Source organism: Dyella japonica A8 (assembly GCF_000725385.1).
Taxonomy (GTDB): domain Bacteria; phylum Pseudomonadota; class Gammaproteobacteria; order Xanthomonadales; family Rhodanobacteraceae; genus Dyella; species Dyella japonica_C.
Window position 1 is genome coordinate 1425718 of the sequence record NZ_CP008884.1, and the last position, 23381, is coordinate 1449098.

Below are 23381 nucleotides of genomic sequence, written 5' to 3' on the forward strand. Positions count from 1 at the left end.
TTCGCGCGTTGTTCCCCGTTGCTTACTTCGGGTTCTGCGACTTCAGCAGGTCGCGGATCTCGGTGAGCAGCACCACATCCGCCGGCGGCGGTGCGGGCGCGGCTTCCTGCTTCTTGCTGAGCTTGTTGATGGCCTTGACCACCAGGAAGATCGCGAAGGCAATGATGAGGAACTGGATCAGGGTATTGATGAAGGTGCCGTAGCCAATAGCCACTTCCGCGATTTTGTGCGCCGGATCGGTATTGTCGGCCGGCTTGAGCACCCACTTCATCTGCGAGAAGTCGATGCCGCCGGTGAGCATGCCGATGGGCGGCATGATGATCTGGTCCACCAGTGAGGTGACGATCTTGCCGAATGCGCCGCCGATGACCACGCCGACCGCGAGGTCGATGACGTTGCCACGCATGGCGAATTCTTTGAACTCTTTGATCATGCTCATGCTTCTCTCCCTTGTATGAACCCCCGACGGGGAAAGGGTAGCAGGGATGGGTGGGGCAGGGCGGGGCGACAAGGTTTTGCGAGGACGATCATGCTCTCGTGAGCCTGGATGGCCCTCGCTGTCATACCCGCTTGACCCGCCTTCGGCTGTTGAACAGCGCCTCGCGGCGAGGACGGCGAGAGGAGGCAGGCCTTTGGCAAGGTTGCGGCAGGGAGCACGCTTGTCGGGCCTTGCGTCGCTAAACCACGCGCCCTTCCAGCACCGCCACGCCTTCCAGCTCCGCGCGGAACCGATCCCCCCGCTGCAGCGCCGATACGCCGGCGGGCGTGCCCGTAAAGATCAGGTCGCCGGCCTTCAGCTCGAACAGGCGGGACAGGGTGGCGATGATCTCATTGACTCCGTGCACCATGTCGCCCAGGCGCCCGTGCTGGCGCTGCTGGCCGTTCACGGCAAGCGTCAGCGCGGTGTCAGCGTGCAGCGTCACCTCGCGCGCAGGGTGCAGGGCGGATACCGGCGCGGAGTGGTCGAAGCCCTTGGCGACGTCCCACGGATGGCTCTTGGCCTTGGCGATGGCTTGCAGGTCGCGGCGCGTCAGATCCAGGCCTACGCCATAGCCCCACACCAGGTCGCCGGCCTGCGCGGCCGACAGGTCGCGGCCACCGCCGCCCAGCGCCACCACCATCTCCACTTCGTGGTGCAGGTCGTGCGTGGCTTGCGGGTAGATGACGTCGGCACCATCGGTCACCACGGCATCGGCCGGCTTGGTGAAGAACAGCGGTGTGTCCTTGTCCACCGTCGCGCCCATTTCGCGAGCATGCTCCGCGTAATTGCGGCCGATGCAGAAGATGCGGCGTACTGGAAAGCGTTGGTCGCTGCCGGCGATCGGCAGGCTCGGAACAGGCGGGGGCGTGATGGCGTATGACATGGCCGGGAAGGGTACCACCGTGGCGGAGCGGCGCCAGTCTATATGTCACGTCAGCTTTTTTCGGGGCCGGCATGCGAGTACAACCGGCCCGGCTTTCGGCCTCTGCCCGCCAGCGTGTGACAGCTGTCATTGTATTGGGCTGATGAGGGCTTCTGGAGGCGGCGGAGCTGCCCCAGCATTCTGTAATGCATCGTGGAACCGGCGGGGACCGGCAGGGAGAGCGTGTGGCGAATGCGGATCTATTGAAGGAACTGCGCATCGAGAAACACCTGCGCGAGGAACACGGCCAAGGGCCGGGTCGCTGGCCGTGGATCGTCGGCGGCGTCGTGCTCGTGCTCACGTTGGTGGCCCTGGTGGCGTGGCTGGCGATGGGCCATCGCGCGATCGAGGTGCAGACCGCGCAGGCCCAGTCGCCGGTAGCCAATGCGGCCGCCGGCGCGGTGTTGCAGGCCACTGGCTATGTCACCGCGCGCCGCCAGGCCACCGTCTCGGCGCAGATCACCGGCACGCTGACCGAGGTGCTGATCGAGGAAGGTGACCACGTAAAGCAGGGCCAGGTCGTGGCGCGGCTGGACGACTCACAGTACAAGGCGGCGCTGGAAGCGGCCCGCACCGCGGCGGCGGCGTCGCATGCGCTGGTGGCGCAGTTCCAGGCGCAACTGGCTCAGAACGAGCGCGACGCGGTTCGCAACGAACAACTGGCCACCAAGGGGCTGGTCGCCAAGCAGACGGCGGAGCAATCGCGCACACTGGTGGACAGCACGCGTGCCCAGCTGCTGTCGCAGCAGCGCAATGCGGCATCGGCAGACTCGCAGGTGGTCGAGGCCAAGGTGAATTTCGATTACTGCGTGATCCGCGCGCCGTTCGACGGCGTGATCACCACCAAGGACGCACAGGTCGGCGAAATCGTCTCGCCGTTCTCGGCTGGCGGCGGCTTCACCCGCACCGGCATCGGCACGGTGGTCGATATGGATTCGCTGGAAGTGGACGTGGACGTCAACGAGGCGTACATCGGTCGCGTGAAACCGAATATGGCCGCCGAGGCGGTGCTGGACGCGTATCCCGACTGGAAGATTCCCGCCCACGTCATCGCCATCGTCCCGGCCGCCGATCGCGGCAAGGCCACCGTGAAGGTGCGCGTGGCCATGGAAAAGAAAGATGCGCGCATCGTGCCCGACATGGGCGTGCGGGTGTCCTTCCTGGAACAGAAGCAGGATCAGCAGCCGGTGCAGGCGCCGCAGGGTGCGCTGGTGCCGGCCGCGGCCATCGCCCAGCGCGACGGGCATGGCGTGGTGTTCATCGTGCGGGGCGACACCGTGCAGCAGCGCGATGTGCCGACCACCGCATCGAAGGTCGGCGACCAGAGCCTGTTGCCGACGGGCGTGGACGTGGGCGACACCGTGGTGGTGTCGCCACCGGCAGCATTGAAGGACGGCGACCGGATCAAGGCGGCAGCCAAGGCTGCGCCGTAACCGGTTCGTAGAGCGGAATCAGGCGCACCGTCGGAGCGGTGCGTGTACGGCATCCAAGGCCATTCGCATCGGAGTGAAAGCCATGAACACGTTGATTGAAACCCGCGATCTTTCCAAGGTGTACGAGCGCGGCAAGCAGAAAGTGGAAGTGCTGCATCACATCAACCTGGACATCGCCGAAGGCGACTTCCTTGCGCTGATGGGTCCGTCCGGTTCGGGCAAGACCACCCTGCTCAATCTCATCGGTGGCCTCGATACGCCGACCGGCGGCAGCATCACGGTGGCCGGCCAGCGCCTGGACCAGCTCAGCGGCGGCCAGCTCGCCAAGTGGCGTGCCTCGCACGTTGGTTTCGTGTTCCAGTTCTACAACCTGATGCCGATGCTCTCGGCCCAGCGCAACGTGGAGTTGCCACTGCTGCTCACCAAGCTTTCCGCTGCGCAGCGCCGCAAGAACGCATCCATCGCCTTGCAGCTGGTAGGTCTGGGTGAGCGCGCCTCGCACAAGCCCAGCGAACTCTCCGGCGGTCAGCAGCAGCGCGTGGCGATCGCCCGCGCCATCGTGTCCGACCCCACGCTGCTGGTCTGCGACGAACCGACCGGTGACCTGGATCGCCATTCCGCCGAGGAAGTGCTCGGCCTGTTGCGCGTGCTCAATCGGGAACACGGCAAGACCATCGTGATGGTCACGCACGATCCCAAGGCAGCCGAATACGCCAACCACACGCTTCATCTGGACAAGGGCACGCTGGTCGAGCAAGGCGCACTTGCGTGATGCCTTGAATGGCATCACGCGCGCCGCGCGAGGGCGAGGCAGGATGCCAAGCGGCAGCGCACCAGGAACGGTTGCTTGCCATACCACTATTCGTGGAGCGAACTTTTCATGAAATATCTCCATCTCATCTGGGCCGCGCTGTTCCGGCGCAAGACCCGCACGATACTCACGCTGGTATCGATCATCGCCGCGTTCCTGCTGTTCGGCATGCTCGACGCCGTGCGTACCTCCTTCAACCAGGCAGGCCAGAGCGCCAACGGCGCGGAGCGCCTGCAGACCGGCTCCAAGCTGTCTTTCATCCAGACCCTGCCGCAATCGCTGGAAGCGCAGATTGCGCAGGTGCCGGGCGTGAAAATGGTGACCTATGCCAACTGGTTCGGTGGCGCCTACCAGGATCCGCACAACCAGGTCTTCAGCTTTGCCGTGGAGCCCAACTACATTGATCTGTACCCCGAGATCGACGTGAGCCCGGCCGAGCGCAAGACCTTCGATGACACGCGTACCGGCGTGCTTGTGGGTGAGACGCTGGCGAAGCGCTTCAACTGGAAGGTGGGCGACAAGATTCCCATGCAGTCCACCATCTTCCCCAACCGCCAGGGCAGCAAGAACTGGACGTTCGACATCGTCGGCATCATGCATGCGAAGGACAAGAAGACCGGCGGCTTCTTCGACCAGATGCTCCTGCTGCACTGGAAGTATTTTGATGAGACCACGCCGTTCAACCGCGGCCAGGTGGGCTGGTACGTCACGCGTGTGACGGACGTGAACCAGGCTGACCGCGTGGCGAAGGCCATCGACGCGCTGTCGGCCAACTCCGATCACGAAACGCGCACGCAGACCGAGCAGGCGGCGACGGCCAACTGGATGAAGCAGCTTGCGGACATCGGCCTCATCGTCGGTTCGATCATGGGTGCGGTGTTCTTCACGCTGCTGCTGCTCTCGGGCAACACCATGATGCAGGCCGTGCGCGAGCGCACCAGCGAATTGGCCGTGCTCAAGACGCTGGGCTTTTCCAACCACGCGGTGCTCGCCATCGTGCTGGCCGAGTCGGTGCTGCTGTTGCTGCTTGGTGGTGTCATCGGGCTGGGCATTGCGTCGCTGATCATTCCTGCGGTGAGCGCAGGCAGCGGCGGCATGCTCAACCTTCCCATTGTCGGCGCGAGCAGCTGGATTCTCGGCGTTGTGCTGATGATCGCCATCGGCCTGCTGGTGGGGGCCTTGCCGGCGATCCGCGCCATGCGCCTGAACATCGTCGACGCGCTCGCGGGCCGCTAAGGAGAGCGACATGAATAATTTCCTGATCAATCTCGGCCTGCTTGTCCTCGTCGCGATCGCCATCGCCTTTTGGGTCCTGCTGCCCTGGCAGGCGGCCATCGTGCTCGTGGTGTTGTTCGCCCTGTGGATGGGCCTGACCCGGGCCGGTCGCCGCGCCGCCTCGGTGGCGAGCGTGGGCATCAGCACGCTGGGCCAGCGCATCGGTTCGTCGGCGGTCATCGTGATCGGCATCGCCGGCGTGGTCGGCGTGCTGGTCGCCCTGCTGGCGATGGGCGAGGGCTACAGCGAAACGCTGCGCAATACCGGCAGCCCCGACACCGCCATCGTCATGCGTGGCTCGTCGGCCTCGGAAGTGATGTCCGTGCTCGACCACGACAGCGTCACGCTGATCCCGCAGGCTGTCGGCATCGCCAAGGATGCCAAGGGCCAGCCCATCGCCTCGCCCGAACTCGTGGTCGCGGCCAACCTGCCGCTCAAGGGCAGCACGGCGGACGACGAAGGCAGCGTGCAACTGCGCGGTGTCAGCGAACAGGCGTGGGCGGTGCGTCCCAACGTGAAGATCATCGAGGGTCGCAACTTCCAGCCGGGCATGCGCGAGCTGATCGTCGGCAAGGGCGCGGCCAAGCAGTTCGCGGGCCTCGAACCCGGACATACCGTGAAACTGGGCAACCAGCAGTGGACCGTGGTGGGTGTGTTCGCCTCCGGCGACGCGATGGACTCGGAAGTATGGGGCGACGCTAGCGTGGTGGCCGACACCTATCGCCGTGGTAGCAGCCGTGCCTCGGTGATGGTGCGCCTCACCGATCCCAAGGCCTACGACGCGTTCAAGAAGGAGCTGGAAAACAACCCGCAGCTCAAGGTCGACGTGAGCACCACGCTCGACTACTTCAGCAAGCAGTCCGAGGGCATGACCAAGGTGATCAAGGCCATCGGCATCACGGTGGGCCTGATCATGGCCATCGGTGCGATGTTCGGTGCGCTCAACACCATGTTCGCCGCCGTCGCGTCGCGCGCACGGGAAATAGCCACGTTGCGCGCCATCGGCTTCCGCGGGTTCCCCGTGGTGGTGGCGGTGATGCTGGAGACGATGCTGCTCGCGGCCATCGGCGGCGTGCTGGGTGGCCTGCTGGCCTGGCTGATCTTCAACGGCTACAGCGCCTCGACGCTGGCGGCGGGCACGGTGGGCAAGCTGAGCTTCGAGCTGCACGTGTCGCCCGAGCTGCTGTGGACCGGCCTGAAGTGGGCGCTTGCCATCGGCTTCATCGGTGGCCTGTATCCGGCGGTGCGCGCGGCGCGGTTGCCGGTGACGACGGCATTGCGCGAGCTGTGATATCGCCATGAAGGAATAAGAAGCGCGGCGGTGGCCGCGCTTCTTTAATTGCCGTAGGCACTGCCGGAATCTCCAATAGCTCGTCATTCCCGCGAAAGCGGGAATCCAGTGCCTTCGCTTTCAGCGTGTTTAAAGTCGCTGGATGACCAGCCATTCGGCTGTTGTAAGGCACCTCCCGCTTCGGCGGCCTGTACCCAGTGGTGCGTGCGGCGCGGTTGCCGGTGACGGTGGCGTTGCGCGAGCTGCGAGTGAAAGCGCGGTGCGGGAATCACTCCCGCACCGCGACTTGCGTAGTCTGCCGTTCCGCGCAAGGCTTGCCCGGAACGAGAGGGAAGGCCATGCGCAAGGGACGTGCACTTCTGGCGGCGCTGCTGCCGCTGTTCGCTGGCTGCGCCAGCTATGTCACGCACAAGATCGAGCATCCGGCGATCTCACATGGGCGCCTGCCGGACTATTTCCACGAGAACCTCGCAGCGCAGGGCTTCGGCAAGTCGTCGATGCGCACGACGGATGGTGTGCGCATGGCGTACTGGCTCGGTCCGCCGCACGTCTACGACATCACGGAAACCTTCACCCTGCTGGGAGATGGGCCGAGTTACCACTGGAACATGCGGCTCCCAGAGAAACCCTTCGATGGCTCGCGCCTGCGTGCGAGAGGCAGCATCGTGCTGCTGCACCCGTGGGAAGGCGAGGGCGCCATGCTGGCGGGCTGGGCCTACCACCTTGCGTCGGCGGGCTATGTGACGGTATTGCCCGACCTGCGCAGCCAGGGCGAATCCGACAAGGCCCCGGTGGGCTATGGACCGCGTGAGGGCAGGGACATCGCCGAATTGGTGCGCGACCTTCGGGCGAAGCAGCAGTTGCCCGAACCGGGGTTCCTCATGGGTGTGTCCTATGGCGCTACGGCGGCTGTATTCGCTGCCAGCGAGCTTGGCGACGTGCGTGGTGTGATCACGCTGGAACCTTACGGCAATGCCGCCGACGTGATCCGTCGCGCACCGTCGACAAATCTGTTTGGTCCGCGCTGGCTTGGCTCGGTCATCGGTGCGTCGAACATGGATGCAGCGATCAAACGGGCGAGCACGGACCTTGGTGTCGATCTTGCGCATATCGATACGGCCGGTGCGCTTGCGCACGCGCCGTGCACGCTCATCCTGCGGGGAGGCAACGACCCGCTGGTTTCTGCGCAGACGCTCAAGGCGCTGACCGATGCATCGGCACGAGTCCGTTACATCGAGCTGTCCGGCGAAAATCACATCACCTTGCCGTTGCGGACCGACCGCTTGCTGCAACCGATGCTTGACTGGATGCAGGCTTTGGCGGCGTCTCCCGATACCGCGTGTCCTGCGTTCGTGCCGCTGCCCTCGTCGGTGCGTGCCAGCGGCCCAAGACCTCAGGGCATCACGGGCGGCACATAAGCCAGCGTCCATCCCAGCACCCATAGCAGGCCCAGCACCAGCGGTACATGCACCACCAGTTGCATGAAGGTGAAGCCGACCACGTCGCGCGCCTTCAGGCCCAGCACGCCGAGCAAGGGCAGCATCCAGAACGGATTGATCAGGTTGGGCAGGGCTTCGGCCGCGTTGTACACCTGCACCGCCCAGCCCAGGTGCACATGCAGGTCATTGGCGGCCTGCATCACGTAAGGTGCTTCCACCAGCCACTTGCCGCCACCCGAGGGAACGAAGAAGCCAAGCACCGACGAGTAGACGCCCATCACCAGCGGAAAGGTGTCGGTAGTGGCGATGTGCACGAACAGGCCGGATAAGCGATGCGACAACGTCACGTCGCCCACGCCCGGCGCATGCGTGAGCAGCGCGGCGATGCCACCGTACAGCGGAAACTGGATGAGCACGCCGGCCGTGCTTGGCACGGCGCGCGCCACCGCGTTGAGGAAACTGCGCGGCCGCCAGTGCAGCAGCAATCCCGCCGTGAGGAACAGGAAATTGTAGGTGTTGAGGTTGGCGATGGCGGTGACCGCCGGCTTGCTGGCGAACTCATGACCAAGCCAGCCCAGTCCCAGCAGGCCGATCAGCACCGACAGCAACGGGCTGTATTCCAGCCACTCGCCGGGGCGCTGGCGGGGTGGTAGCGGGGGCGTCGCGGTCTCGGTGATGCCGAAGTCGTCCGCCGTGCGTGTGTTGTGATCCGATGGCGCGGTAAGCCAGCAGACCAGCAGCGACACCGCGACGAGCGCCGCGGTCAGCACGATCGACTGCCACAGGAAAATGGTTTCGCTGAAGGGCAGCACGCCGGTGATGTTGATGAGACCCGGCGGCATGCTCTTGGGATTGGCCTGCAATTGCGCGGCCGACGAGGAAAGGCCCATGGCCCATACCGCGCCAAGCCCGAGATAGGCGGCGGCGCCCGCGGCGCGATAGTCCATGCGTAGATCGTTGCGCCGTGCGAGCGCACGCACCAGCAAACCGCCGAACACCAGCGAGAAGCCCCACGACAGCAGCGACGCGAGCATGCTGACCAGGCCCACGTAGCAGATGGCGCCACGCCCCGTCCTCGGTGCGCGCGCCAGCCATTCGATGAAACGCGCGACGACCGGCGCCGTGGCCACCACGTAGCCGCCGATGACCACGAAGGCCATCTGCATGGTGAAGGGAATCAGGCTCCAGAAGCCGTCACCGAATGCGTTGACGGTGACGGCCGGCGTCGCGCCGAAAGCCAGTGCGGCGATGGCGACGAAGATCACGCCAAGCGCCGCGAACACCCAGGCATCGGGAAACCACTTTTCCGACCACGCCGCGCTGCGCAGCGCGGCGCGGGCCATCAGACCTTCGTTGGTTGCATTCATGGGCCGACCCCTGGCTGGATCGGGCCATGGTGGCCGCCCGGCTACCGGCGAGGCAAGCCAGCGGCGACCGGGACAGGTCAGCGGCGCTGTCGCGCGAGGGTGATGGCGCCCACGCCCAGCAGAATGATGGCCATGCCGACCAGGTCGTACGGGCCCACGCTTTCACCCGCCAGCAGCACACCGAACAGCACGGCCACCGGGGGGTTCACATAGGCGTAGCTGGTCGCCAGCGCAGGGCGGGCGTGCTTGAGCACGTACAGGAAGGCGCTGAAGGCGATGATGGAGCCGAACACGGCAAGGTAGACCAGCGCCGCCGTCGCGCGCACCGTCGGATGTGCCGGCAGCCGCTCGCCACTGGCGAAGCCCATGGCCAAGATGGCCACGCTGGCGCAGAGCATCTGTGCGGCGGTGTTCATGGGGCCGGCGGGCATGTCCTGGCGGCGGCTCCAGGTGGCACCGAACGCCCAGCTCATGGCGGCGACCAGCAGCGCGATGGCACCGATGCGCGAACCGGACAGGCTGCTGCCAAGGTTGAGCACAATCACGCCGACGAAGCCGATCACCAGGCCCACGGTTTCACGTCGATTCGGCCATTCACCGTAAAGCCCGGCGAACAGCGCGGCAAACAGCGGCATGCTGGCGACAGCGACGGCCGCGATGCCGGAACTCACCCGCTCCTCGGCGAAGCAGACCAGCCCGTTGCCGAAGCCCAGCAGCAGGATGCCGGTGATGGCGGCGTTGCGCCATTGACGCGGTGTCGGCATGGCCACGCCGCGCAGGCGCAGGAAAGCGAACAGCGCCACCCCCGCGCCGAGAAAACGGATGCCGGCGAGCAGGAAGGGCGGGTAGCTCTCCAGGGCGTAGCGGATACCCAGGTAGGTCGAACCCCAGATGATGTACAGCGCAAACAGACCCAGCGGCACCAGCACGCGGGCGTCGGCAATGGGCGATGTCGCCGCAGGCGCGGCGTTGGCAGTCGTCGTGTCGGTCATGGCAGGTTGCGCGGGGGGAGCATCGCGGGGCGGATGCCGCCTATAGTTTACAGGCACCGCAACATTAAACCGGGCGAAGCCAAGGCAGAAGCGAGGCTTCCGCAAGATAGTCTTGAACAACGCTCAAGTCAGGCGGCCGAGCGCTTCCTCTGTGGCTCGTGGTTGCGCTGCTCATTGGCGAGCAGTTCGCGCTTGCGCTCCACGCCCCAGCGCCAGCCGCCCAGCGAGCCGTCTTCGCGGACAATGCGATGGCAAGGCACGATCAAGGCCAACCGGTTGTTGCCGCAGGCGTTGCCGATGGCGCGGGCGGCCCTGGGCATGCCCAGCTCAGCGGCCAGTTCGCCGTAGCTCTTGGTGATGCCGGAAGGAATGCGCGTCAGTGCATTCCACACGCGCCACTGGAAGGCCGTGGCGGCGACGTCGAGCGGCGGCAGGTCGGGCGCAGCGGCATCGCTCCAGCCGAGCTCGTTCGCGATACGGGCGATGACGGCATCAAGCCACTCTTCGCGGCCCGCATCCACGCGTTCACGCGATGCCTTCGGGAATTCATTGGCGAGCCGTTGTTCCAGCTCGGCATCGGTATCGCCCAGCGTCACCGAGCAAATGCCGCGCGAAGTGGTGGCGACCAGCAAGCGCCCCAGCGGGGTGCCGGTGGTGGTGTAGCGGATATCCGCGCCGGCACCGCCTGCCCGGTAGCTCGCAGGCGTCATGCCCAGCAGGCGGTCGCTGTGTTCATAGACGCGGCTGCCGGAACCGAAGCCGGCGTCATACACCGCGTCGGAAACGGCGGCACCCTTGCGCAGCGCGCTCTTCAGCTGGCCGAAACGGCGCGCCCGGTGATACTCCGCCGGGCTCATGCCATAGCGGCGGCGAAAGGCGCGTTGCAGATGGCTGGGGCTGAGGCCGGCGACCTCGGCCAGGGCCTGCAGGGTCGGTGCTTCGTCCGCGCGCTCCAGCAGCTGGCGGACCTGTTCGAGCTTGGTTTCGTTGGCGAGGCGAGCGTTCATGATCGACATCCGGTGAACCGATAGGTCCAGCCTAGTGCCGCCGCGGGGTGGCAGCCATCCGGATCTTGCGCCGACATCCCGGCCTCGACATTCCACCCGGAGGAGCGCACCCGGTGCGCGACCGCGGAGCCGCAGCGCGCCCCGGTCGTGGGGTCATCGACCCACGGTGGACACGGACTCAGCGCGCCGCGTGGCGCGTCTGGTGCAGCACCACGTACTCGCCCTCGATCACCTCGGGCCTGTGGGTGCGGCCGCCCGCAGGCGACACAGCGCCACGCTTGCGCGACCATTGGCGCAGGGCGAACACCACGGCGCCTCCGACCAGCAGCACGCCGGCCACCACGAGACCGAACACCATCAGCACACCGACCACGGCCAGCCCCACCAGAAGGGACAGGGCGCGAACCAGCGGATGGCGGGAGCGACGCGGCATGGGCAGCGAAAAACGCATGTGTTAAAAATCCGTGTGGTAAAATCAACGACTTACGTGTGTAACGATGGGGCCTTACGGCCCAAGAGGCAAGTGCCTATGGATACAGCAACTCCCGACCAGGCGCTTTGCCGGCTGGACGACATTCCCGACAACGGCGCCATTGCCGTCGACGCCATGCTGCGCGACGGCGAGGAAAGCGTGATCGTGCTGCGTCGCGATGGCGCGGTGCACGCCTACCTCAATACCTGTCCCCACGCCGGCCGGCGGCTGGACTGGGCGCCGGGCAAGTTCCTGGTGAAGGACAACCTGCTGATCTGCGCCGCACACGGCGCGTCGTTCCAGGACGTCGACGGCCTGTGCATCGGCGGGCCGTGCCGCGGCGAGCATCTGCGCCGGGTGGGCGTGCGGGTGGCGGACGGGGAAGTCTGGCTGGACGACTGAGGCCGCTGCCTGCAGTCAGTGATACATCAGGTTGATCGTCACCAGCGTCAATACCAGCACGATGGCGGTGAGTGGCAAACCCACTCTCAGGAAGTCCTTGCCTCGATAACCACCTGGGCCCGCCACCATCATCAACGCCGGGTGACCGGAGCTGAGCAGGAAGGTGTTGGACGAGGAAACGGCCACGATCAGGGCGTAGGCCGAGGGGTTGTTTCCGGTGGCGACGGCAACGCTGATGGCGATGGGCACCATCATCACGGTGGCGCCGACGTTGGACATGACCTGCGAGAACAGCAGCGTGAGGATGGCCAGTGCCAGCTGCAGGATCCAGTGGTTGGTGTGCCCCAGATGCTGCAGCACGACCTGCGCGAGCCATGCGGCGGCGCCCGTGGCATCCATCGACCAGCCCAGCGGAATGAGGCAAGCGGTGACGAAGATGGTCTTCCAGTTCACCGCCTTGTAGGCCTCGTCCATGTTCAGCACGCCGGTGAGCAGCATGCCGATGGCGCCAGTCATCATCGCCACCGAAAGGTCGAGGTGGGTGAACAGCGCGAGACACTTCGCCAGCAGGAAGAAACCCACGGCCTGCCAGATCTTGCCGGGGCGCTGCTCTTCCTTCGGGATGTCGGTGACCACAACGAGATCGCGGTCTTCGGTGGCTAGTACCAGGTCGCGCCAGCTCGAATGCAGCACCAGCGTGTCACCGGCGCGCAGGCTCACCGAGCGAACGTCGTCGCGATACACCTGGTCGCCACGGTTCACCGCTAGCACGGAAATGCCATAGCGCTTGCGCAGCCGGAGTTCGCCCACGGTCTGCTTGAGGAAGCGCGAGCTCGGCGGAATCACCGCTTCGGAAATGCCCGCGCGTGACGGATTGAACAACTCGCCCAACTGGCGCATGCGCGGCGAGAGCTTGCACAGCTGATTGTTGGCGAACTGGTTGAGCTGGTCGCGCGGGCCAAGCACACCGAGCACCGAGCCCACCCAGATGACGTGGTCGGCGGGCGGCGCCATGCGCGCGTCGTTGCCGCTCTTGATGGCGAGGATCAGCGGCGCGCCATAGAGCTGCTCCACTTCGCCGATGCTCATGCCCACCAGCGGGCTTTCCGCGGTCACCGTGAGTTCGGCGGTTTCGCCGACGATGCCGTAGGTGTCGGCGAAGTAGCTCTCCGTGCGGCCCGGCGTCACCTTGAGGCGCTCGTCCTCGCGTTCGGGCAGCAGCTTCTTGCCGAAGAAATAAAAGAAGCCAACGCCGGCCAACGCGAGCACGAGGCCGACGGGCGTGACGCTGAACAGGCCGAATTTCGGAATCGTGTGAGCGCCGGCCGGCAGGTTGGCATTGGAACTGGCCACCAGGTCGTTCAGCACGATCAGTGGCGAGTTGGCGATCAGCGTGGTGTTGGTGGCGGTGAGAATGCAGAACGCCATCGGCAGCAGCAGCCGCGAGATCGGCACACCGGTGCGCGCGGCGAGGCGGCTGGTCACCGGAATCATCAGCGCCGCCAGCGCCTGGCTGGGGATCACCGCGCTGAACAGGCTGGTGACGAGGTTGATCACCACGCCCAGGCGCGATTCCACGCCTCGCGCCATGCGCATGACGAAACTGGCGGTCAGCGTGAGCACACCGGCGCGATCCAGCCCCGCGCCCATGATCATGATGGCGATGATGGCGATGACGGCGTTACCGGCGAAGCCGTTGAACACGCGGTCGGAGGGAATGAGCCCGGTCAGGCCGATCACCACCACCACGAGCAGGGCGACCATGTCGGCGCGGATCCACTCCAGCACCAGCATCAGCATGGTGAAGCCCACCAGCCCCAGTACCAGGATCATTTCAGGGGTGAGGGCGAGTCCCACTAGCGGGCGCCCCCTGGCTGGGCGTCGTGATGACGATTGGATGTGGGCAGTGGGAGCTTCACGCTGCGACGACTCGTCCCTGTTTGAGGAGTGAGTATAAGCGTGCGGGGACGCGGGCTGGTGAACCTAGCCTGCAAACGGCGCGTGATGGTGTTCCTGGTCGTTGATTTGGATTCAACCTGAGTGGCTGCGCGGCGGTGCGTGTTTTCTCTCTCTGCTCTTTGGTGCATGCGTGGGAGCGGCCCTGGATCGCCACCGCTCTGAGCCCCTCTCCTATGGGGCAGGGCTGGGGTGAGGGGCGGGTGCTCGCTCCACCATTTCATTCTTTAGCCGTCATCCCTGCGAAGGCAGGGATCCAGTGACTTGGCCTTTGACCTTCGGGCGCAGTGATCCCGCGTCACAGGCGGCCAGATCGCGAGATCACGGCAGCGTGGGACCAAGCTCGTAGAGCAAAGACACTGGATCCCTGCTTTCGCAGGGATGACGGCATCTATGAAATCGTGAGGCTAGGTTGTCCCGCTCTCACTCTAGCCCTGGCCCGCTCCTTGGCGGTGAGAGGGGGCGCAAACGGGGGCGTTCCCTGCACGCCGTACTCGCCTGCGGTTCACCGCCAGAGACAACAGGAAGTCTCAAACGACACGGTCAAACCCAATGTGGGGCCGCTAGCTCACACCTTGCGATAGAGCAGATCCCACACCCCGTGCCCCAACTTCAGCCCGCGACGCTCAAAGTGCGTCTCGATGCGCCACGCAGGCTTCTCGGCATACTGGCCCGGCCCGATGTCGTTGCGCCAATCCGGCGCCGCTTCCATCACTTCGAGCATGTGCTCGGCATACGGTTGCCAGTCCGTCGCCAGGTGCAACAAACCGTTCGGAGCCATGCGCGAAGCGAGCAGGGCGACGAACCCGGGCTGGATGATGCGACGCTTGTTGTGGCGCTTCTTGTGCCACGGGTCCGGGAACCAGATGCGCGCCTCGGCCAGCGTGCCGGGTGGGATCTCGTTTTCCAGCACTTCCACGGCGTCGTGCTTGTACAGGCGCACGTTGGTGGCGGCGCGCGCCGCCAGGGCGTTCATCAGGCGGCCTACGCCGGGGCCATGCACCTCAACGCCGAGGAAGTCGCGGCCGAGGTCGTTCTCGCTGGCCCATGCCAGCGCCTCGCCGTTGCCAAAGCCGATTTCCAGCACCAGCGGCGCGTTGCGGCCGAAGCGTGCGGCGTAGTCCTGCGGCGTGGCGGTGTAGTCGATGCCGAAACGGGCCCAGTGTTCGTCGAAGGCACGCTGCTGGGCCGGCGTCATGCGGCCCTCGCGCAGCACGAAGCTGCGGATGCGGCGCATGAAGTGCGGATGCTCGGCGTCGTCGTGTTCGCCGTCGTGGTCGTGCTGGTCAGTCATGGATCAACCGATGGTGCCGTCGATCGGGCTGGAGGCCGAAGCGAAACGCTTGCGCGGGATGCGGCCGGCCTTGAAGGCGGCGCGGCCGGCCTGGATGGCGAGCTTCATGGCGTGGGCCATCAGCACCGGATCCTTGGCGCCGGCGATGGCGGTATTCATCAGCACGCCGTCGCAGCCCAGCTCCATGGCGATGGCGGCATCGGAGGCTGTACCCACGCCGGCATCGACGATGATCGGCACCTTGGCGTTCTCGATGATCTCGAGCAGGTTGTAGCGGTTCTGGATGCCCAGGCCTGAACCGATTGGCGCGGCCAGCGGCATCACCGCCACGCAGCCGATGTCTTCCAGGCGCTTGGCCAGGATCGGGTCGTCGCTGGTGTAGACCATCACGTCGAAACCATCGGCCACCAGCGTTTCAGCGGCCTTGAGCGTTTCCACCACATCCGGGAACAGCGTGCGCTGGTCGCCCAGCACTTCCAGCTTCACCAGCTTGTGGCCGTCCAGCAGTTCGCGGGCGAGCTTGCAGGTGCGTACGGCATCGACCGCGTTGTAGCAGCCGGCGGTGTTGGGCAGCAGGGTGAATTCTTCCGGGGGCAGCGCGTCCAGCAGGTTGGGCTGGCCGGCGTCCTGGCCGATGTTCACGCGACGGATCGCCACCGTGACGATCTCGGCGCCGGCAGCCTGGCTGGCGCGGCGGGTCTCGTCGAAATCCTTGTACTTGCCCGTGCCGGTGAGCAGGCGCGAGCCGTAGCTCTTGCCGGCGATGATCAGGGGGTCGGAGGAGTCGAGCGTCTTGATGTTCATCGTGAAGTCTTCAGTCGGCGCGACGCCGGGGCATCGCATGAACGCGGATACCGGGGCGATCAGCCGCCGCCGATGGCATGGACGATTTCCACGCGGTCGCCGTCGGCCAGCGGATGGCTGGCGTGCAGGCTGCGCGGGACGATCTCGTGGTTCACTTCCACGGCGACGCGACGCTGGCCGTAACCGGCCTCCTCGAGCAGCTGGGCGACGGTCGTGGCGGGGGCGCAGTCGCGCGGACTGCCATTGAGCGTGATGTGCATCCGGCCATTGTAGCGGCTGCTGGGCCCGATGCCGGTCCCCAGGCAAGAAAAAGGCCCGGCAGAGCCGGGCCTTTCGGGCGGTGAGGCCTTGCGGGGCCTCAGTTGTGCTGGTCGTCCTTGCGCGGCGGCGGCGGCTTGCGCTCCTCGTGGCCCTGCTGCGGCTGTGGGCGCGGCTGGGGCTGGGGCGGCTGGTAGCTCCGTTGCTGCTGCTGTTGCATCTGGCGCTGCTGCATTTCCTGCTGTTGCTGCATGGCCTGGCGTTGCTGCATCTCCTGGCGCTGCTGCATTTCCTGTTGCTGTTGCATGGCCTGACGCTGTTGCATCTCCTGCCGTTGCTGAATTTGCTCCTGCGCGGCCTGGCGCTGTGCCTCCTCGCGCTGTTGCATTTGTTGCTGTTGCATCTGGCGCTGCTGCGCTTCCTGCTGCTGCGCAGCCTGGCGCTGTTGCATTTGTTGCTGCTGCATCTGGCGTTGCTGTGTTTCCTGTTGCTGCATGGCCTGGCGCTGCTGCATGTCCTGCTGTTGTTGCGCAGCCTGGCGCTGCATGGCGTTGTCGCGCTGAAAGCGCTCCGCGTTGTCCTGGTTCGTCGGCTGGCGCGGCGCCTGTTCAATGCGCTGGACGTTGGGCAGCGTGCCCTGCGGCGGCTGGGTGCGCTGGCGGTCCTCGGTGGCGTTCGGGATGTAGCTCACGCCCGGCCGTGCCTGGTTGGCCTCGCCGCGCTGGACCGGCGGCTGCGGATTGCCCGGATTCGGGCGGGCGAAGCGGGCCGACGGCAGTTCACCTGGCCGCATCTGGGTGGCTTCGTTGTCCATGCGCGGGGCGGGGCGGTTGGCCGGGCCCTGGGCGGGCGTGGGCATGCCGTTGCGGCCTGGTCCGTTCTGCTCCTGGGAGAAGGCGGGCTGGCGGTTGGGGACATTCGTGCGCATGCCCGGACCTTGGCCATTCAGCAGGCGCACGTTGCCGGCGTTGCCGGGAGCGGGCGCCATGCGCGGTGCGCCAGCGATGTTGGCGGGGCGGCCGGCGAAGTTCGCGGCAGGCGGCGTACGGGCCACCACGTCGCGCTGGAAACCCGCGGCGGGAAGCGGGCGGGCGTTGGCGGCGCGAGGCGGCACGAAGCTGGCCCGCACCGGCGCGATGCCGCTGACGCCACGGGGCGTGACCGGCGCGTTGGCGAACTGGCGCGGGTCCACCGCCGCCATGTGCTGTCGTGCGTTGCGGGCCGCGACGAAGTCCTGGCTGGACATGGCCCTGAACGCGCGCGGCACATCGCGGTTCACGTAGCGCTCGTTGGGCATGCCGCGGCCTTCGCGGAAGTAGTTGTAGTTGTTGTTGATGTTGTTGATCACCACCGTGCGGTTGACGTTGCGCACGTAGATGTTGGTGACGTTGACGTTGGTGTAGTAGTTGCGGCTGGCGCGGTACCACGGGTTGTAGACCTCGCCCGGGCCCAGCGGGAACCAGCCCACCGGCCTGCCGCCTATACCCACCGAGGCGCTGAAGCCCACGCCGCCCACGAAGGCGACCAGCGCCGGCGCATAGACCGGACGCACGCCGATGGGGCCTGGCACCCAGCACCAGCGCTCGCGGACATGCGCCCAGCGGCCGTAGTGATACGGCGCGAAACCCCAGGGTGCCGTGTCGACCCACGTCCAGCCCCACGGTGCGACGTAGGACCAGTGGCCATCGCTGTACGGGGACCAGTCCGCCGCCACGTTCGACGGGTACCAGACCTGGCCGTAATCCGGGTCGGACTGCCAGTTGCCGTACTGGTTCAGGTCCTGCGCGCCCACCACGTCCGGCGACACGTACTGCTGCTCGACGGGCCGGGCGGCGTAGCGCTGGTTGCGGCTGTTGCACCAGGCGTCGAAATCGTCGCCGCCGTCGATGTCGTTGACGGTCACCTCGTTGAGCGAGGAATCGGCGAACTCGTACGAGCGTCCCGCGGCGACCGTGCGTTGCGCGCCGCCTTCGCCGTAGACCGCGGCGCGGCCATCGAAATCGGTGACGCGGGTGGACTTGCCGTCCTCGCTGATATCCACCCGGTAGGTGCCCGGCTGGTTGACCACCAACGCCACGGTGGGCGTATCGATCTCGTAGCTTTGCCCCTCGCCCAGGTTGTTCACGGTCAGATTGACCGTGCCCTGGGTGAGCTCGACCTGGGTGAGCTGGTCGTTGAGGGTCAGGAAGCCGAAATTGGAGTCGTCGGCGATGCGCAGCGTGCCGCTGTCCAATTGCAGCTCGGCGCGGCCGCTCTGGCCGGTGGAGAGGCGGTCGCCGGTGGTCAGCGGCCGGTTGAGGCTGGCGTCGCCCCAGTCCTTTTCGCCCGACGGGAGCAGGCCGACGTCGCCCTCTCGGTACGAAAGCCGCGCGATGCGCGCGGGCGGGTCACCAGCGCCGCTGCCATCGTCCGGGGGCATCTGGTCTTGCGCCTGCAGCCATCCGCTGGCGCAGATCAACAAAGCCGCCGCCATCCATCGCCAGCCGCGCGGCGACATCAAGGAAGCAGGAAGCACACGCATCGGGTTCTCCGGAGCTGGACGCGACGTCATCGCGGAATGTTTCTCCCGTCGTCCGCAAAAACACTTAGGTAGCGGCCGTCGTCGAGTGCATTATGCGGATGTACGCTCCGTTCGCCGCAAGGACCGGCGCCATCGGCCCGGGAAATGGTTCAGCCGGCCGCCATCTCCGGTTCACGCCGTGTTTCGGCTAAGAGCCTGTTCCCAAGTCCCGCGGAGGCGGGTTACCATCGCCCGGCCTTGCGGGTGTAGCTCAATGGTAGAGCTGTAGCTTCCCAAGCTACTGACGAGGGTTCGATTCCCTTCACCCGCTCCATTTTGCTCCCGGCCCCTCCGAGCCCCTACACGTAGACCCTGCGGCGCGCGCTGATCATGGCGGATGTGATTACCCTCGGCTGGCGGGAGCGCCTGGCATTGCCGATGCTCGGCATTCCCTTGCTCAAAGCCAAGCTTGATACCGGCGCGCGCAGCAGTTCGCTGCATGTCGATACGCTGGAAAGCTTCGAGCGCGCGGGCGATACATGGCTGCGCTTTTCCGTCACCGTGGGCGGGCGCCATCGGGTGGCCGTCACCTGCGAAACGGTTGCCCTGGATCGTCGCGCCGTCACCGACACGGGCGGGCGGCGCACCATGCGCTGGTTCATACGTACCGACGTTGTCCTGGCAGGGGAACGTTTTGCCGTGGACATCAATCTGACCGACAGGCGCCATATGCTGTTCCCCATGTTGCTCGGGCGCAGCGCGCTGCACGGGCGGTTCCTGGTGGATCCCGCGCTTTCCTATTCACAGTCCCGGCCGATCAGGGCGGGCACGACGGGTATTTCATGAAGATCGCCATTCTTTCGCGCAACACCCGCCTTTACTCGACGCAGCGCCTGGTCGATGTCGCGCGCGAACGCGGGCATGTGGTGCGGGTGCTCGATCCGTTGCGCTGCTACGTGCGCATCGCGCCGGGCAACATGTCGATCCGTTTCAAGGGCAAGCCGGTCAAGGGCATCGACGCGGTGATTCCGCGCATTGGCGTCACCAGCACGTTCTATGGCACGGCCGTGCTCCGCCAGCTCGAGATGATGGGGATCTACACGCCCAATTCGTCCGACGCCGTGCTCAGTGCGCGTGACAAGCTGCGCTCGCTGCAGATCCTGGCCGCCAAGGGCCTGGACATGCCGGCGACGGTGTTTGGCGACAACCCGGACGACACGTCCGACGTGCTCGCCATGCTGGGCGAGCCGCCGCACGTCATCAAGCTCAACGAAGGCAGCCAGGGCACCGGCGTGGTGCTGGCGGAAAAGCGCAGCGCCTCGCAGAGCGTCATCGAGGCCTTCCGCGGCCTCTACGCCAACTTCCTCGTGCAGGAGTTCATCGCCGAGGCCAAGGGCACCGACCTGCGCTGCTTCGTGGTGGGCAAGAAAGTAGTGGCGGCGATGCAGCGCGAAGCCAGTCCGGGCGAGTTCCGCGCCAACCTGCACCGTGGCGGCAGCGCCATGGCGGCGACGCTCAGCGCGGAGGAGCGTCGCATCGCGGTACGGGCTGCGGCAGCGCTGGGGCTGGGCGTGGCCGGCGTCGACATGCTCCGTTCCAAGCGGGGCCCGCTGATCCTGGAGGTGAATGCCTCGCCGGGCCTGGAGGGCATCGAGGCCGCCACCGGCGTGGACGTGGCCGGCGCCATCATTCAGCTTCTTGAATCCGAAGCCCAGGCTGGCCAGGTCCCGTCCCGCCCCCGGCGGCGCCTCCAGCGCGTCGAATAACCGGACGGCCCTACGCCGACTGGCACTTTGACCACCCCGTCAGGCGGGCCTACCATCCTTGGTTCCTGCAGGGCGCGTCCCGAGGGGGGATGCGGCAGGGTGGAGGACGAGCATGAAGCGCAAGCTGTGGCTGCCGGTTGCGGTGGCGATGATGGTGTTGCAGGTGGCGACGGTCCAGGCGAAGGAAACCAAGCCTGATGTGAAGGCCAATACCAAGGACGAGTTTGCCGCGGTAGCCGATCACGTTCGCCAGCAGATGGGCCCCGGCGGGCGGTTCGAAAACGTCGACAAGGACGATCAGGCCACGGTCAATCGCGACCTCAGCAACATGTCGTCGCTGTACGACAAGTTCGGCACGGTCGACGCGATGGACCAGTCAACCAAGGTCGAGCTTTACAACAACCAGTCCGAGGTCAACGCGATCCTGACGCGCCATGACGCGGATCGCGAGGTCTGTGAGCAGGTCAAGCCGATGGGCTCCAATATTCCCAAGACGGTGTGCCGCACGCAGCGCCAGATCGACCAGGAAAATGGTTCCGCGCAGCGTTTCATGCAGGACCAGAGCCAGCGCACCCAGCTGAAGGGCGGCCATTGAGTTAACGCCGGCGTGAGTACCGGTTAACTGCCGTGTAACCGCGCGGCACCTATAAAGGCCCCACTGCAATTTGCTCGGCACTTTCCGCAAGGTCTGGCGACAGCAGATTTCGGTATCGGGGCAGTAGCTTGGGCCCAGGCGAGCGACCATGTGTCGATCCGCCTGGGCTTTTTTCTTGCCCGATTTTCGCCCTTGTTCAGCTTTGCCGCCCGCCAGGGCCCCTTTCCGTTACGCAAGCTTGTTAAGCTTGCTGCCCCGGCCGGCCCTGAGGCTGGCTGCGTATGGAGGACGCATGCGCGTACTGGTGATCGAAGACAACAGCGATATCGCCACCAACATCGGCGATTATCTGGAAGACCGCGGCCATGTGGTCGATTTCGCCGGCGACGGCGTCACCGGCCTGCATCTGGCCGTGGTGCATGATTTCGACGTCATTGTGCTCGACCTGACCCTGCCCGGCATGGACGGCCTGGACGTCGCCCGCAAGTTGCGCCACGAAGCGCACAAGCAGACGCCCATCCTCATGCTTACCGCGCGCGACGCGCTGGAGCAGAAGCTGACCGGCTTCGAGTCGGGTGCCGATGACTACATGACCAAGCCGTTCGCCCTGCAGGAGCTGGCGGCGCGCCTGGAAGTGCTGGCCCGTCGCGGCAAGGGTCCGCAGAGCCGCGTGCTCAAGGTGGGCGACCTCACCTACAACCTCGACACGCTCACGGTGACCCGCGAAGGCAAGTCGATCCAGCTCAACCCGATCGGCCTCAAGCTGCTGCAGGCACTCATGGAGGCCAGCCCGTCCGTGGTGACGCGACAGGACCTGGAACAGCGCGTGTGGGGCGAGGAACTGCCCGACAGCGATTCGCTGCGTGTGCACATCCACGGTCTGCGTGCGGCGATCGACAAGCCGTTCGAGAAGCCGTTGATCCATACGCGTCACGGCATCGGTTACAGGATGGTCGAGCCGGATGCAGTCCAGGCGTAAGCTCAGGTTCCGCCTGGTCGTCTCCTTCGCGCTGTTCGGCTTCGGCCTCAGCGCGTTGTTTGCATTTGCGGCGCTGAATATCCGTACCAGGGTCGAAAACCAGCTCATTACGACCAGCCTTCAGGAAGAGGTCGATCACCTTAATCAACAGGTGCTCGAACACTCTGATCGCGCGCCTTCTTTCGATATCGTGAAGGCGTTCTCGTGGAGCGATCGTACGATCTACAAAGCCCCTCTGACCTGGCAGGGGCTGGATACGGGCGTTCACGACGTTTTTGAGCCAGGCCCCGACGGCCGGATGCACCATTACAAGCTTGCGGTGCGCCGCAAAGATGGCGTTATCACGTTTATGCAGTTTGATGTGTCCCGGGATGAGCTGGGCAAGCAGCAACTGCTTTTTAGCGTCATTGGTGCAGTGTTCGTCTTCGGTCTTTTGTCGCTTGTGCTGGGCTTTTGGTTGTCACGCAAGGTGCTAAAGCCCGTGAGCGAGTTGGCGCGCCGCCTCAGAGATTTCCGCAAGGCCGGCAAGGCAGAACCACTCGCGCCTCATTTCGCCGACGACGAGGTCGGCGAGCTGGCGCTGGCCTTGGACGAGTACTCGCAACGCCTTACCGCGATGGTGGAGCGCGACCGTGAGTTCAACTCCGACGTGAGCCATGAACTGCGCACGCCGCTGGCGGTCATCTCCAGTACGACCGAGCTTCTGCAGGGCTCACCGGACCTCACCGACAAGCTGCGCGAGCGCCTCAAGCGCATCGAGCGTTCGTCGCGCCAGGCCACGGAACTGATCGAGGCCCTGCTGCTGCTCTCCCGCGCCGAACGCCGCGGCCCCACGCGTGGCGAAACCACGGAAGTGGCCAAGGTGGCGTCGGACGTCATCGAAAGCCAGCGTCCGCAGATGCGCGACAAGCCGCTGGAAGTGGAACTGATCGTCAGGCAGCCGGTGAGCGTGAATGCGCCTGCATCCGTGCTGGCCGTGGCGCTGACCAACCTGATCGGCAACGCCATCAAGTACACCCTCGAAGGCCGCGTCACCGTCGAGGTGAGCGCGGGTCGCATCGAAGTGATCGATACCGGCCCGGGCATCAAGCCCGAGGATGCCGAGCGCCTGTTCCAGCGTGGCGTGCGCGGCGAAGGCGCGGGCGGCAGCGGCGCGGGCCTGGGCCTCGCCATCGTGCGTCGCCTGTGCGACCTCTACGGCTGGGATGTGTCGATGCGTCCACGCACGAATACCAACGGCGCCATCGCGAGCATCGCGTTTCAGTAAGCCGCGGCCCCCTGGTCCGCCATGCTCTTGCCGTCATTCCCGCGAACCCCTTTTCGGGGTTCGCGGGAAT

The 23381-nt window shown here is 65.8% G+C and carries 22 protein-coding genes and 1 tRNA gene; 12 read left to right on the forward strand and 11 right to left on the reverse strand.

From position 1 onward, the window contains the following. Window positions 1-22: 22 nt before the first annotated feature. Entirely contained in the window at window positions 23-439 is a 417-nt protein-coding gene (gene mscL / locus HY57_RS05880) for a large-conductance mechanosensitive channel protein MscL (protein ID WP_019466262.1), read from the reverse strand. A gap of 238 nt (window positions 440-677) precedes the next feature. After that, window positions 678-1364, reverse strand: coding sequence for a fumarylacetoacetate hydrolase family protein (locus HY57_RS05885; protein ID WP_019466263.1), 687 nt, complete (start codon window positions 1362-1364; stop codon window positions 678-680). A gap of 185 nt (window positions 1365-1549) precedes the next feature. Here HY57_RS05885 and HY57_RS05890 point away from each other — a divergent pair, with 185 nt between their 5' ends. The 5 genes from HY57_RS05890 (at window position 1550) to HY57_RS20770 (ending at window position 7631) form a co-directional block, all read left to right on the forward strand. Next, window positions 1550-2836, forward strand: coding sequence for an efflux RND transporter periplasmic adaptor subunit (locus tag HY57_RS05890; protein ID WP_100218248.1), 1287 nt, complete (start codon window positions 1550-1552; stop codon window positions 2834-2836). An 82-nt stretch (window positions 2837-2918) separates the two neighbouring features. Next, the gene (locus HY57_RS05895) at window positions 2919-3608 is read left to right on the forward strand and encodes an ABC transporter ATP-binding protein (protein WP_019466265.1); all 690 of its coding nucleotides are present in this window, start codon (window positions 2919-2921) and stop codon (window positions 3606-3608) included. 108 nt (window positions 3609-3716) lie between these two features. After that, window positions 3717-4883 carry an ABC transporter permease gene (locus HY57_RS05900; RefSeq protein ID WP_019466266.1) on the forward strand — a complete coding sequence of 389 codons (1167 nt, stop codon included), beginning with the start codon at window positions 3717-3719 and terminating at the stop codon, window positions 4881-4883. Window positions 4884-4893: 10 nt separating this feature from the next. Further along, window positions 4894-6213 carry an ABC transporter permease gene (locus tag HY57_RS05905; protein ID WP_019466267.1) on the forward strand — a complete coding sequence of 440 codons (1320 nt, stop codon included), beginning with the start codon at window positions 4894-4896 and terminating at the stop codon, window positions 6211-6213. Window positions 6214-6551: 338 nt separating this feature from the next. Then, window positions 6552-7631 (forward strand): alpha/beta hydrolase family protein, encoded by a 1080-nt coding sequence (locus HY57_RS20770; RefSeq protein WP_019466268.1) that lies wholly within the window; start codon window positions 6552-6554, stop codon window positions 7629-7631. Here HY57_RS20770 and HY57_RS05915 read toward each other — a convergent pair. From HY57_RS05915 to HY57_RS05930, 4 genes are all read right to left on the reverse strand, one after another. Beyond that, window positions 7607-8995, reverse strand: a complete 1389-nt coding sequence (locus HY57_RS05915; RefSeq protein ID WP_026034101.1) for a short-chain fatty acid transporter — start codon at window positions 8993-8995, stop codon at window positions 7607-7609. The genes HY57_RS20770 and HY57_RS05915 overlap by 25 nt on opposite strands. A 101-nt stretch (window positions 8996-9096) precedes the next feature. Continuing rightward, window positions 9097-10011, reverse strand: coding sequence for a drug/metabolite exporter YedA (gene yedA / locus HY57_RS05920; protein ID WP_019466270.1), 915 nt, complete (start codon window positions 10009-10011; stop codon window positions 9097-9099). Window positions 10012-10139: 128 nt separating this feature from the next. Next, window positions 10140-11018, reverse strand: a complete 879-nt coding sequence (locus HY57_RS05925; protein ID WP_100218252.1) for a methylated-DNA--[protein]-cysteine S-methyltransferase — start codon at window positions 11016-11018, stop codon at window positions 10140-10142. A 178-nt stretch (window positions 11019-11196) separates the two neighbouring features. Further along, complete coding sequence (locus HY57_RS05930; RefSeq protein WP_019466272.1) at window positions 11197-11469, reverse strand: hypothetical protein; 273 nt, start codon at window positions 11467-11469, stop codon at window positions 11197-11199. Window positions 11470-11547: 78 nt separating this feature from the next. Here HY57_RS05930 and HY57_RS05935 point away from each other — a divergent pair, with 78 nt between their 5' ends. Beyond that, window positions 11548-11892: a Rieske (2Fe-2S) protein gene (locus HY57_RS05935; RefSeq protein ID WP_019466273.1), complete on the forward strand. Its 345-nt coding sequence runs from the start codon at window positions 11548-11550 to the stop codon at window positions 11890-11892. A 15-nt stretch (window positions 11893-11907) separates the two neighbouring features. On the opposite strand, the gene HY57_RS05940 is transcribed toward HY57_RS05935, so the two are convergent. The 5 genes from HY57_RS05940 to HY57_RS05960 form a co-directional block, all read right to left on the reverse strand. Further along, window positions 11908-13725, reverse strand: a complete 1818-nt coding sequence (locus tag HY57_RS05940) for an SLC13 family permease (protein WP_019466274.1) — start codon at window positions 13723-13725, stop codon at window positions 11908-11910. Between the two features lie 691 nt (window positions 13726-14416). Then, complete coding sequence (gene trmB / locus HY57_RS05945; protein WP_019466275.1) at window positions 14417-15142, reverse strand: tRNA (guanosine(46)-N7)-methyltransferase TrmB; 726 nt, start codon at window positions 15140-15142, stop codon at window positions 14417-14419. Between the two features lie 3 nt (window positions 15143-15145). Then, the gene (locus tag HY57_RS05950; RefSeq protein WP_019466276.1) at window positions 15146-15946 is read right to left on the reverse strand and encodes a thiazole synthase; all 801 of its coding nucleotides are present in this window, start codon (window positions 15944-15946) and stop codon (window positions 15146-15148) included. Window positions 15947-16005: 59 nt separating this feature from the next. Then, entirely contained in the window at window positions 16006-16206 is a 201-nt protein-coding gene (gene thiS / locus HY57_RS05955; RefSeq protein ID WP_019466277.1) for a sulfur carrier protein ThiS, read from the reverse strand. A 98-nt stretch (window positions 16207-16304) separates the two neighbouring features. Beyond that, on the reverse strand, window positions 16305-18725 hold the full coding sequence (locus HY57_RS05960; RefSeq protein ID WP_019466278.1) for a DUF6600 domain-containing protein: 2421 nt from the start codon (window positions 18723-18725) through the stop codon (window positions 16305-16307). 239 nt (window positions 18726-18964) lie between these two features. On the opposite strand from HY57_RS05960, the gene HY57_RS05965 reads away from it, so the two are divergent. The 6 genes from HY57_RS05965 to HY57_RS05990 all read left to right on the forward strand — a co-directional run bounded on the left by HY57_RS05965 (window position 18965) and on the right by HY57_RS05990 (window position 23311). Next, a tRNA-Gly gene (locus HY57_RS05965) sits at window positions 18965-19038 on the forward strand. A 56-nt stretch (window positions 19039-19094) separates the two neighbouring features. Further along, window positions 19095-19550, forward strand: a complete 456-nt coding sequence (locus tag HY57_RS05970; RefSeq protein WP_019466279.1) for an ATP-dependent zinc protease family protein — start codon at window positions 19095-19097, stop codon at window positions 19548-19550. After that, window positions 19547-20470 carry a 30S ribosomal protein S6--L-glutamate ligase gene (gene rimK / locus HY57_RS05975; protein WP_019466280.1) on the forward strand — a complete coding sequence of 308 codons (924 nt, stop codon included), beginning with the start codon at window positions 19547-19549 and terminating at the stop codon, window positions 20468-20470. Before HY57_RS05970 ends, rimK begins: the two co-directional genes overlap by 4 nt. Before the next feature lie 112 nt (window positions 20471-20582). Beyond that, on the forward strand, window positions 20583-21065 hold the full coding sequence (locus HY57_RS05980) for a hypothetical protein (protein WP_019466281.1): 483 nt from the start codon (window positions 20583-20585) through the stop codon (window positions 21063-21065). A gap of 292 nt (window positions 21066-21357) precedes the next feature. After that, complete coding sequence (locus HY57_RS05985) at window positions 21358-22044, forward strand: response regulator transcription factor (RefSeq protein WP_019466282.1); 687 nt, start codon at window positions 21358-21360, stop codon at window positions 22042-22044. Beyond that, complete coding sequence (locus HY57_RS05990) at window positions 22028-23311, forward strand: sensor histidine kinase (RefSeq protein ID WP_019466283.1); 1284 nt, start codon at window positions 22028-22030, stop codon at window positions 23309-23311. The genes HY57_RS05985 and HY57_RS05990 overlap by 17 nt, the downstream gene beginning before the upstream one ends. Window positions 23312-23381 lie beyond the last annotated feature (70 nt).

What these genes read in the sequence shown, in the direction of transcription:
- mscL (WP_019466262.1), bottom strand. Translation starts at nt 439, where the DNA reads ATGAGCATGATCAAAGAGTTCAAAGAATTCGCCATGCGTGGCAACGTC.
- HY57_RS05885 (WP_019466263.1), bottom strand. Translation starts at nt 1,364, where the DNA reads ATGTCATACGCCATCACGCCCCCGCCTGTTCCGAGCCTGCCGATCGCC.
- HY57_RS05890 (WP_100218248.1), top strand. Translation starts at nt 1,550, where the DNA reads ATGCATCGTGGAACCGGCGGGGACCGGCAGGGAGAGCGTGTGGCGAAT.
- HY57_RS05895 (WP_019466265.1), top strand. Translation starts at nt 2,919, where the DNA reads ATGAACACGTTGATTGAAACCCGCGATCTTTCCAAGGTGTACGAGCGC.
- HY57_RS05900 (WP_019466266.1), top strand. Translation starts at nt 3,717, where the DNA reads ATGAAATATCTCCATCTCATCTGGGCCGCGCTGTTCCGGCGCAAGACC.
- HY57_RS05905 (WP_019466267.1), top strand. Translation starts at nt 4,894, where the DNA reads ATGAATAATTTCCTGATCAATCTCGGCCTGCTTGTCCTCGTCGCGATC.
- HY57_RS20770 (WP_019466268.1), top strand. Translation starts at nt 6,552, where the DNA reads ATGCGCAAGGGACGTGCACTTCTGGCGGCGCTGCTGCCGCTGTTCGCT.
- HY57_RS05915 (WP_026034101.1), bottom strand. Translation starts at nt 8,995, where the DNA reads ATGGCCCGCGCCGCGCTGCGCAGCGCGGCGTGGTCGGAAAAGTGGTTT.
- yedA (WP_019466270.1), bottom strand. Translation starts at nt 10,011, where the DNA reads ATGACCGACACGACGACTGCCAACGCCGCGCCTGCGGCGACATCGCCC.
- HY57_RS05925 (WP_100218252.1), bottom strand. Translation starts at nt 11,018, where the DNA reads ATGAACGCTCGCCTCGCCAACGAAACCAAGCTCGAACAGGTCCGCCAG.
- HY57_RS05930 (WP_019466272.1), bottom strand. Translation starts at nt 11,469, where the DNA reads ATGCGTTTTTCGCTGCCCATGCCGCGTCGCTCCCGCCATCCGCTGGTT.
- HY57_RS05935 (WP_019466273.1), top strand. Translation starts at nt 11,548, where the DNA reads ATGGATACAGCAACTCCCGACCAGGCGCTTTGCCGGCTGGACGACATT.
- HY57_RS05940 (WP_019466274.1), bottom strand. Translation starts at nt 13,725, where the DNA reads ATGATCCTGGTACTGGGGCTGGTGGGCTTCACCATGCTGATGCTGGTG.
- trmB (WP_019466275.1), bottom strand. Translation starts at nt 15,142, where the DNA reads ATGACTGACCAGCACGACCACGACGGCGAACACGACGACGCCGAGCAT.
- HY57_RS05950 (WP_019466276.1), bottom strand. Translation starts at nt 15,946, where the DNA reads ATGAACATCAAGACGCTCGACTCCTCCGACCCCCTGATCATCGCCGGC.
- thiS (WP_019466277.1), bottom strand. Translation starts at nt 16,206, where the DNA reads ATGCACATCACGCTCAATGGCAGTCCGCGCGACTGCGCCCCCGCCACG.
- HY57_RS05960 (WP_019466278.1), bottom strand. Translation starts at nt 18,725, where the DNA reads ATGCGTGTGCTTCCTGCTTCCTTGATGTCGCCGCGCGGCTGGCGATGG.
- HY57_RS05970 (WP_019466279.1), top strand. Translation starts at nt 19,095, where the DNA reads ATGGCGGATGTGATTACCCTCGGCTGGCGGGAGCGCCTGGCATTGCCG.
- rimK (WP_019466280.1), top strand. Translation starts at nt 19,547, where the DNA reads ATGAAGATCGCCATTCTTTCGCGCAACACCCGCCTTTACTCGACGCAG.
- HY57_RS05980 (WP_019466281.1), top strand. Translation starts at nt 20,583, where the DNA reads ATGAAGCGCAAGCTGTGGCTGCCGGTTGCGGTGGCGATGATGGTGTTG.
- HY57_RS05985 (WP_019466282.1), top strand. Translation starts at nt 21,358, where the DNA reads ATGCGCGTACTGGTGATCGAAGACAACAGCGATATCGCCACCAACATC.
- HY57_RS05990 (WP_019466283.1), top strand. Translation starts at nt 22,028, where the DNA reads ATGCAGTCCAGGCGTAAGCTCAGGTTCCGCCTGGTCGTCTCCTTCGCG.